Here is a 6,260-nt window from a genome sequence, read left to right on the forward strand (position 1 = left end):
GGGCGTTGGAGGCGATCGATCCGTGGTGGGCGCCCTCGTGGCCGATCACCTGGCAGCGCTCGTACGCCGCCGCCAGGGCGTGGTGGCTGGCCTGCGACGGAGTGGTGGACTGGCCCGGCCTGCCGGTCGAGACGGCCTTCGAGGGCGAGGCGATCGGGCGGTGGGTGCGGACGCAGCGCGGCGCCTTCGCCGAACTGGCGGAGGAGCAGCGCGACTTGCTGCTCGCGCTCGGGATCGAGGAGGACCAGGAGCTGGCCGCCGAGCAGGCTGCGAAGGCGGAGAAGGCGGCCCGGCCGGTGCGGGCCCGCTCGGATCGGTTCGCGCAGCACCTTCAGGCCCTGCAGCGCTTCGCGGAGCGCGAGGGGCACGTGCGGGTGCCCAGGCAGCACAAGGAGCCGCTGGAGGCCGCAGAGGGCGGCCAGGAGCCGGTGCTGCTGGGCCTGGGGACGTGGCTGTCCAACCAGAAGACCCGGCGGGCGAAGCTCACCTTCGAGCAGCTCGTCGCACTCGGCCAGGCCGGGGTCGAGTGGGCGGCCGAACTGGCCCCGATGCGGTGCGAGACCGAAAAGGCGGCGCAGTGATGTGGGACGAGGTGGAGCGGGTTATGACCACCGCCAAAGGGGTGGAGCATGCGGGAGCCTGTGGTGATCTCGCTGGGTAACTTGCTGAGCAACGTCAAGAGTCGTCAGGGCAAGCTGAGGTGGGCACAGTGTCGGCCCCAGCTCGTAAACCCGTTGATGGATCGGTTGCTTGCTCTGATCCACCAACGGGTGGGATCTCTGGCTGGCTCAGTGCTCTAGCACAGTCAAAGTCTGCTGGTCCAAGTTCAGTTCGACGGTCCCGCCACCCTGTGCACGGAGTTTTGCCCAGGCTGTGTAGCCCGTGAGGATGGCGCGTTCCCAGTCTGCGGCTCGACAGGCGCCAACTTCGAGGTGGGCGGTCATGTGGCTGATGGTGGTGAGTAGCTCCTGGTCGATGTGCTGGACCTCTTCGAAGTAGCCGTGTCGGGCGGCGTAGGAGAAGACAAGGGCTGAGATGCCTTCTTCGATGGCGATGGCGCGGCCTCCGTCTTCGGCTTCGTCGGTTTCGGGGCGGCTTCGGCGTTTGCAGCCGAGGAGGAAACGTGTGACGGGAGACCAGCCGAGAACGGCTGCGTGCGCGAGGTGGAAAGCGTCGTGGAAGCGGTAGTCGTCCTCGATGCGGGAGGCGCTGGTGAGCGGGTCGCCGGCGGGTGTGCCGTCAGCGCGGGTGAGGACAATGACGGTGCGGCCATCATCGGTGGGGGTGGGGGTGAAGGTGAGGGTGGTCTTGCGGGGAAGCTGTTCGTGGTCGGGGAAGCCTTCGTCGAAGGCCATCCTTTCCGCAGCGGGTGTGGGGCGCCAGCGGTCCTTGATCTTCTCTAGGCTGGCTGCAGCTACGTCTTCCATGGAGAGGTCGGATCGGTGAGCGAGGGCGGCGATGTACCAGAGGACGTCGCCGAGTTCTTCGCGGAGTTGCTGCTTGCCAGGTTCGAACGCAGTGCCGTCGCGCAGGCGCTTCTTGTAGACGGTGATGAGAGAGCCGACCTCGCCAGCGAGGCCGAGGAGTGGGATCAGGACAGGGTCGGTCCCAGGCATTGCAGGCTGGAGGGTCTTGACGGCGGCTTGCTGGTAGCGCTGGAAGTCCACGCGACTCCTTATGTCTGATCTTGGGACAGGTCTGTCGGGATTCCCGACTCATGTCGTAGAATAGGACACCGGCGTCGGAAATTCAGACGATTGGGGAAGAGAGCTGGATACGAACCGGCCCACGGCCGATGACATCGTCACCGTGATCATCGAGTTCCTAGCGGAGCTGGAGCAGCGGGATGCGGAGGAAGTGCGGGCCGAGCTGGAGAGGGCCGGTGCAGACCTGCCGGTGGACTCTGTCCTGATCGTCGAGATCCTTACCCGCGTTGAAGAGCGCTACGACATCGGCATCCCGGCGGACGCTGAAGCCGCCCGGGCGACCCGATCGGTCCATGCCTTCGCCGACGCCGTACTGGAAGCCATCATCGAAAGGCAGCAGTCATGACTCCTCCGTCATCGGAGATCCGGTCCCGCGACCCGGAGCTCGAAAAGCTCGGCGAGCGTCTCAAGAGCACCCGCGACTACCTAGGCATGTCCCAGCAGTTCGTCTCCGACAGCACCGGCATCCCCCGGTCCGCCATCAGCGACATCGAGCGCGGCGCACGGCGGGTCGACAGCCTGGAGCTGAAGAAGCTGGCGCGCCTGTACCGGCGGCCGGTCTCCTACTTCCTTGCGGAAGAAGACAACGCGGACATCGGCGAGCACGTCCTGGCCGGCCTGCCCCGTGCTCTGTCGGGGCTCACCAACGGCGACAAGCAGGCGGTCCTCGACTTCGCCCAGTATCTGCAGTTCCGGCGTGCGGCGGATGCGGAGAACGCTGCATCCACCCCCTCGGAGCCGGAGCAGCCGCCGCGGTGAACTGGGACGTCGCACACCGGGTCGCGGGCATCGCGGCAAACCAGGCCCACCGCGACCTCGCGGTGGACCGGGAGGGCTATGTCCACGTGTTCGCGGCGCTGCGGGCCGCTGGCCTGATCGGGATGGCGCAGCCGATGCCCCGGCTCTTCGGCCTCTATATGGACGAGAATGACGGGGGGCCGGCGGTGCTGCTGAACGCGGGTCTGGACGTGATCACGCAGCGGCATACCGCTGCGCACGAGTTGGGGCACCACCTGCTCGGGCACCGCAGCGCCGCGGACGACAACCTCGACCACTCCGCCCGCTGGGGTGACCGGAGCTGGCCCGAACACGAGAAGGTCGCCGAGGCCTTCGCGGCCTGGTTCCTGATGCCCCGCCCGGCAGTGCTGCAAGCGGTAGAGCAGGTCACGGGGGGCGGCGGCCTTCGGCGTCCGGAGCACGCGTATCTGGTGGCACGGGTGCTCGGCACGTCGTACGCGGGGACTGTGCGTCAGCTTTCCCGGCTTCGTCTGCTCACCCGCGACCAGGGCAACCAGTGGCTGGGAATAGCGCCGGCAGCGCTGAAGAGCTCGCTGTGCGGGGGAAGGCCGGTACCCGGCGGCTCCCACGTCCACGCTATCGACCTGCCGAGCGATGGTCGCCGGTTCTACGTCGACACAGGCGATCTCTTGGTGTTGCAGGTGCCTGGTGCGCGCTTTGGCGAGTCTGCGCCCGAGCTGGTTGCCTGGGGCGCCGGCTGGTCGGCGAGCGAGGGGGATGCCGCTCCTTACGACCCGCAGCAGATCCTCCAGGTGACGGAGGACCTCGACAGCTCCACCGCGGTATCCGTCTCTGTCCCCGGCAATGACGACCCGCTCGGTCTCACCCTCGTACGCCAGTCCCCGCGCACCGGTTCAGACGACGTCTGGCAAGCCTGATCTGTACAGCTCCCGGTACCACGACCCGTAAGGAGCACCATGCACACGTTCACCGTCGAAGAGCCCGATGTCACAAGCGCCTGGATTGCCGCCTGCAGGGCACTGGACCGCAAGGACAACACGGCGCGTACCGGATACCACACCGTGGTCCGCATTGGCGATGCCACGGCCGACGACCGGCGCTTCCGCGGGGACCTCGACCTCGTCCGGCTGAGCAAAGGGCTGCACCCCACCGAGACTGTGGCGAGCACCATCTTCCCGGCTGCCCTGGCCGACCGCTGCGCAAGCCACACCGAGCTCGTCACCCGCTACAGGAAGCTGTACGAGACTATCCGGCGCTACCCCGGCAACAACCGCGGCACCTACTTCGGCCGCCTGATCGGCTACCCCGCCGCAGACGGCGGTCGCATTGACCAGATCGGCAAGGTGATCGACCGGCTTACCCGGCAGAGTGCCGCGTCCGGCGCCATGACCGCCGCCTACGAGATCGACGTAGCTCACCCCGACGACGCCGACCAGGGCACGGGCGACGCCGCTGTCACCGCCGACGCGCTCGTGCACAGCGCCGAGCGCGACAACTCTCTACGCGGCTTCCCCTGTCTGAGCCACTGCTCGTTCCAGCTCGACCGCGATGGGGTGCTGCACTGCGCCGCGCTCTACCGCAGCCACTTCATGTTCGAACGTGCCTACGGCAACTACCTGGGCCTTGGCAGACTCACCCGATACGTCGCCCAACGAGCGGGCCTGCGGCTGGGCACCCTTACTGTCATGGCTGGCTACGCCCAGCTAGATGGCCCCGTCACCCGGATCAGGCCGCTCCTGATGGGCGCGCAATCGCTGATCCCTGCCGCATAGGCCTCTCTTGAAGCCTGCGATGTCTTTCAGCGGGACGCGGGCGGTGTCGCGGGCGGCACCGCCTCGTTCAGACCCCACTTGGGAGGGAACCAGGCAGTCATCGGCGCCGCATCGCTGCGGTAGACCTGCTTGATCCGGCTGCGGCCGCTGATCCCCTGGATCTCCGGATGCGCGACCCGCGCATACTTGTCCACCTCGCAGAAGAGGTTCTGGCAGTCGATCAGCTGCAACGGCCGTCCCTTCAAACCATTGAAGGCCAGGCCGAGGCGGTGGAAGTGCTCGTCCTGGCTCTCAGCCATATAGCGGATCACCTCTGCCTCGATGCCGTCCGCCGACCGACCGAAGCACTTGCGGATCCCGTCGCGCGCGCCTGGCCCGGGGACTACGAAGTCCATTTCCGAGAACGGCATCTGCGCCGCGTAGTTCAAGTCGATCAAGTACTGGTAGGCCAAGAACGGGCCGATTGCGGGAAAGCCGAGCAGGATCTCGTACGCATCGCGCATCGTCGGGGCGGCCAGCACGCGCTCCGGCGCCCGGCCGCCCATCATCAGCTCCAGCAACCGCAGATGGTTACGGTGCTTGCGGCCTTCCCCCAGCTGAGGCGGCGGCACGATGTAAGCGGCCGAGTACAGCCGCTCGCCGTGCTCGAACGCCTCCGACAGCACCTTGTCATAGAGGCGGTAGTCGTAGGTGTCCCACCGAACCTCCCCCAGCGACTGCATCAACAGCCGCCAGGTCGACGCCTTGTTGAAGATCTTGAACAGCAAGGTCCGGAAGAACACCTCCTCCCATGCCTGCGAACCGCGATAGGAGACCTCGCCGATCAGCATCTGGCTGACCCGGTCGGCCGCCCGGAAGCAGTTGGTGAACCGGTGCTGCGACAGGATCGGATCCTGGGTCCATGGCGCGCCTCGCCCTTCAAGCCGCCCCTGGTACACCTCTTGCCGGGCCGCAGCAAACCGCCAGTAGGTGTCAAAAACCGCAGTGGGGCGCAGCACACGGCCCGCCACCCGCACCGCCCTAGGCTCTGAGTGCGCCCCGCGCACATCCTCACGGTCTTGCAGCATCGACACCATAGGGTGAATATATATTGACTGTAGGTAACCCGTCATCGGGAGTGGGGTATCCGTGGAACTGCTGTGGCAGCAGGCGCGCCGCAACACACTGATCTCCTGGCCCGAGGACGTCGACCGCAGACTCGACATCCTCGTCCGTGCCGCCACCGCAGCCGGCGAGAACACCTCCCGCTCCCAGATCCTCGCTGCCCTTGTCACTGCGGCCGACCCGGACCCGCAGCGTCTCGCCGAAACCCTTCGTACCTATCGTCTGCTGCACACCGACGCCCTCACCGGCGACTCCCAGCGCGACGACCTACCAAGCGTCCGCAACCCCGGCCCCTCACGGACCCGGCGCTGACAGCAGTACAAGAGGGAAAGCGAAGCGTCGGCCCCGAGCGCAGGTCGGCCCTGGAAGAGATTGCCCCATGGTGGTGTCCGCGCTGGCCTGACGAATACCTCCTCGACGGCCAGTGGGGCTACGACAGCATCGGCCTGGTCGCCAAGGTCCGACAGGAAATCAGCCCAGACTGGCCACTCCTGCACGCTGGGGCCTTCGGCGGTGACACCAACCGCGCCACCGCCACCCTCAACGCCCTCACCAAATGGCGGGCCAAGCGGCCGGGTCTGTCCAGTGAACGGTGTAACTCGGTTGGGTTGGGTTAGCGGCGGCCGGCGGAGAGTCGGCCGTCGAAGGCGATCTCGAAGGCGTTGAGTGCGGCCTTCCAACGGGTCGTCCAGCGTTTGCGCCCGGCCCCGGTCGGGTCGAGGGACATGATCGCCATGTAGACGCACTTCAGTGCCGCCTGCTCGTTCGGGAAGTGCCCGCGCGAGCGGACGCCCTTGCGGATCCGGGCGTTCACGGACTCGATCGCGTTCGTGGTGCAGATGACCCGCCGGACCTCGACGTCGAAGCTCAGGAACGGCACGAACTCGGCCCAGGCGTTCTCCCAGAGCCGCACGATCGC

9 protein-coding genes are annotated in these 6,260 nt (G+C 67.0%); 6 read left to right on the top strand and 3 right to left on the bottom strand.

Annotated elements, in window-relative coordinates; genetic code table 11:
- On the top strand, nt 1-581 hold a 581-nt coding region (locus tag QSK52_RS38700; RefSeq protein WP_285740979.1), incomplete at its 5' end, for a helicase associated domain-containing protein.
- 207 nt (nt 582-788) lie between these two features.
- Here the strand turns inward: QSK52_RS38700 and QSK52_RS38705 are convergent.
- Nucleotides 789-1,667, bottom strand: coding sequence for a nucleoside triphosphate pyrophosphohydrolase family protein (locus tag QSK52_RS38705; protein WP_285740980.1), 879 nt, complete (start codon nt 1,665-1,667; stop codon nt 789-791).
- A 142-nt stretch (nt 1,668-1,809) separates the two neighbouring features.
- Here QSK52_RS38705 and QSK52_RS38710 point away from each other — a divergent pair, with 142 nt between their 5' ends.
- Genes QSK52_RS38710 through QSK52_RS38725 form a run of 4 tightly spaced genes read left to right on the top strand, consistent with a single transcriptional unit; the run spans nt 1,810 to nt 4,237 of the window.
- Entirely contained in the window at nt 1,810-2,052 is a 243-nt protein-coding gene (locus tag QSK52_RS38710) for a phosphopantetheine-binding protein (RefSeq protein ID WP_244260065.1), read from the top strand.
- Nucleotides 2,049-2,465 carry a helix-turn-helix domain-containing protein gene (locus QSK52_RS38715; RefSeq protein ID WP_285740981.1) on the top strand — a complete coding sequence of 139 codons (417 nt, stop codon included), beginning with the start codon at nt 2,049-2,051 and terminating at the stop codon, nt 2,463-2,465. The genes QSK52_RS38710 and QSK52_RS38715 overlap by 4 nt, the downstream gene beginning before the upstream one ends.
- Nucleotides 2,462-3,382 (top strand): ImmA/IrrE family metallo-endopeptidase, encoded by a 921-nt coding sequence (locus QSK52_RS38720; RefSeq protein ID WP_285740982.1) that lies wholly within the window; start codon nt 2,462-2,464, stop codon nt 3,380-3,382. The genes QSK52_RS38715 and QSK52_RS38720 overlap by 4 nt, the downstream gene beginning before the upstream one ends.
- A gap of 39 nt (nt 3,383-3,421) precedes the next feature.
- The gene (locus tag QSK52_RS38725) at nt 3,422-4,237 is read left to right on the top strand and encodes a hypothetical protein (RefSeq protein ID WP_285740983.1); all 816 of its coding nucleotides are present in this window, start codon (nt 3,422-3,424) and stop codon (nt 4,235-4,237) included.
- Nucleotides 4,238-4,263: 26 nt separating this feature from the next.
- Here QSK52_RS38725 and QSK52_RS38730 read toward each other — a convergent pair whose 3' ends face one another.
- The gene (locus QSK52_RS38730; protein WP_285740984.1) at nt 4,264-5,313 is read right to left on the bottom strand and encodes a nucleotide kinase domain-containing protein; all 1,050 of its coding nucleotides are present in this window, start codon (nt 5,311-5,313) and stop codon (nt 4,264-4,266) included.
- Nucleotides 5,314-5,365: 52 nt separating this feature from the next.
- On the opposite strand from QSK52_RS38730, the gene QSK52_RS38735 reads away from it, so the two are divergent.
- Nucleotides 5,366-5,653: a hypothetical protein gene (locus QSK52_RS38735; protein ID WP_285740985.1), complete on the top strand. Its 288-nt coding sequence runs from the start codon at nt 5,366-5,368 to the stop codon at nt 5,651-5,653.
- 301 nt (nt 5,654-5,954) lie between these two features.
- Here the strand turns inward: QSK52_RS38735 and QSK52_RS38740 are convergent.
- The coding region (locus tag QSK52_RS38740; RefSeq protein ID WP_285740986.1) for a transposase at nt 5,955-6,260 on the bottom strand (306 nt) is incomplete at its 5' end.

The organism is Kitasatospora phosalacinea (assembly GCF_030268885.1).
Lineage (GTDB): Bacteria > Actinomycetota > Actinomycetes > Streptomycetales > Streptomycetaceae > Kitasatospora > Kitasatospora phosalacinea_C.